The sequence below is a fragment of the uncultured Rikenella sp. genome, assembly GCF_910579375.1.
In the GTDB taxonomy this organism is placed as follows: domain Bacteria; phylum Bacteroidota; class Bacteroidia; order Bacteroidales; family Rikenellaceae; genus Rikenella.
In genome coordinates, this window is the sequence record NZ_CAJTUJ010000234.1 from 1 (window position 1) to 1,251 (window position 1,251).

Consider the following 1,251-nt stretch of genomic DNA (forward strand, 5'->3'; position numbering starts at 1 on the left):
ATAACAAATAAATGCCGTTGATGGTACTCGTGGCAGAGGATCTGGAAATTCCGCTGTTGCCGCATTGTCGCAATTCTCCTCCCTGTTTGTCATATCCCGAGTCGCGGGAGCCCGGGGCGGGGAGGGGCGCTGCCAAAGAACGATAAAAGGCTAATTTCGGCTAAGATACGATTTTTTCACAAGAGACGCGTAGGTAGTCCCCGGAAATGCGTTATCTTAGATGCGAAGTGGGAGGATCTCACTCAGGAAAATAGCATTAAATACATTCATCTATGGTCAATAAAGTCATCCTGATCGGGCATGTGGGGGCGGAGCCGGAGGTCAGGGCGCTCGAAACGGGCAATAAAATGGCGAAATTGAGGGTCGCTACTACGGAGCGGATCTATAACGCTGCGACGGGCGAAAAACGCGAGCACACGGAGTGGCATACGGTGGTGTTGTGGCGGGGGCAGGCGGACTTTGCGGAGAGGTACATCCGAAAGGGGGCGCAAATTTATGTGGAGGGTAAAATTCGGTCGAGGGAGTGGATGGAGGAGGCTACGGGGAACAAACGGTATGCGGTGGAAATTTTGTCGGAGGAGGTGCGGTTGCTGGGCGGTGGGCGTCGGAACGAGGGGGCGTTGGGGGATGATCGGCGGCAGGAGGTTCGGAAAGGGAGCGTTGAAGAGGGGGTGCCGGAGTTGTCGAAAGATGCGAGCGATCTGCCGTTTTAAAGGTGCTGGAATGTCAGAGGGTGTCATTGGAGAGGAATAGGGCCGAGATAGTGGGATTGCTCGCTTGGGCATATGAATGGGTGATTGAAGAATTTGGGCTGTTCCCACGCGTTTTACGCGCGAGTAGAAAGGGTAGAGGCTGCCAGTGGAAATGCATAGCATTTCCCGTCTACGGGACGTGGGGCCCGCGCGGCCCGAGCGCAGTCCCCTCAAACCCATCGCGCGGACAGAGATTTGGGCCGTCGGCAGCATGAGGATGCGTCAGCATCCGTCTAAAGTTTTTCTGGTTCTCTTTGTTCACAAAGAGAACAGTCCCCTCGAACCAAACCGCGCGCCGCCGCCTTAAGAGGGAAATCGTCAAAATGTGCTGGCACGTTTTGACAAGATTTCCCAAGGCGCGCGAAAAAAACTTGACCCTGTACGAAAAATCCGTCGCCCGCCCGTCTAAAAGGGCATATTCTGCCGGTTGGCGCTCGGCCAATCCGGCAGAATTGCCGCGGGCGACGTTTAGGAGTAGACGCGCCCATCTTTCGAGTGC

The 1,251-nt window shown here is 55.4% G+C and carries 1 protein-coding gene; it reads left to right on the forward strand.

The window, feature by feature from the left end; genetic code table 11:
* Window positions 1-272: 272 nt before the first annotated feature.
* Window positions 273-713 carry a single-stranded DNA-binding protein gene (gene ssb / locus QZ302_RS09985; RefSeq protein ID WP_294594976.1) on the forward strand — a complete coding sequence of 147 codons (441 nt, stop codon included), beginning with the start codon at window positions 273-275 and terminating at the stop codon, window positions 711-713.
* Window positions 714-1,251 lie beyond the last annotated feature (538 nt).

Excerpts from the sequence above, each read along its gene's own strand:
- ssb (WP_294594976.1), top strand. The coding sequence starts at position 273 with ATGGTCAATAAAGTCATCCTGATCGGGCATGTGGGGGCGGAGCCGGAG.